The 908-nt window shown below is 57.5% G+C and carries 1 protein-coding gene and 1 pseudogene; both read right to left on the bottom strand.

Going from position 1 to position 908, the window contains the following annotated elements:
* A partial coding sequence (locus PAT3040_RS38460; protein WP_258234874.1) for a histidine kinase occupies nucleotides 1-454 on the bottom strand: 454 nt, incomplete at its 3' end.
* A 32-nt stretch (nucleotides 455-486) separates the two neighbouring features.
* Nucleotides 487-908, bottom strand: a pseudogene (locus PAT3040_RS06860) (hypothetical protein); the annotation flags it as partial.

Genomic DNA, 908 nt, shown 5'->3' with positions numbered 1-908 from the left:
GCAAAGCCGTATCCGCGGCTACCGGAGGCTCGTGCAGACTCGCGATAAATTGTCTTACGCTGTCGTGTACATGACGGATCGTTCCGCGAATCGCTTCCATGGTCCGGCCGGACTCTTCCTTGCTTCGAGACCGGTCCAGGCTGTCGAGCTTCACCGACAACAGGAATAACGACTGCGAAATTCCGTCGTGAAGCTCCTTCGCCAGTTGCTCGCGTTCTTCAAGCGCCGCCTTGCCCACCTGTTCCCGCTGCAGCGCCTGCTGCATATGCTCCAGCTTGCCGAACAAGGGACGGAGCAGCGTAAGCGTCACCAGCAACACGATAACGGGAGCCAGCCAGTTGCCCAGCTCCATGGATACGTAAGGCAGCAGGAACGCATGCCGGACATACTCCCAGATGCCGATAACGGCCGTAGGCACCCACAATATTAGTCCCCGAAGCCAATTGTAAGTCATGATCGCGTCCTCCTGCCTTCCCTATCCATATTCTAGTAGCCCAGCTTGAAATCGAATTCCCGTTCCAACTCCGTCCCGTCTCCAAGCCGCACGGTGAACCGCGCTTTCCAGTTCCCCGCGCCGGACAGCTCCGTTTTCTTCGCCACGAATCGGAATTCGTTATAACCCGGGAACGGGATATCGATGCCCGGCGGTCGGGATTCCAGTTCTATATTAACGGCAGCGGACGGCTTCTTCTGCGGAATGATGACCATGCCGATGCTCGCTGGCTCGCCTTTGTCCTCCGGCAGCCAGATCTGGAGTTCGACGTCGTTCGGTCCCGGCGCATTGGGTTCGATCTTTAAGGTATAATGCAGATCGTTGCCCATTCTGTGATAATTGACGGGATGGCTGGCCGGAGCGGGGCTGATTGTCGTAAACACCGCCACGATAATGAGGAGCGCCCCCATCAGGA

Source organism: Paenibacillus agaridevorans, assembly GCF_003112455.1.
Classification (GTDB): domain Bacteria; phylum Bacillota; class Bacilli; order Paenibacillales; family Paenibacillaceae; genus Pristimantibacillus; species Pristimantibacillus agaridevorans.
Note: the sequence above shows the minus strand (reverse complement) of the source record. Positions and strands in the feature narration are given on the sequence as shown.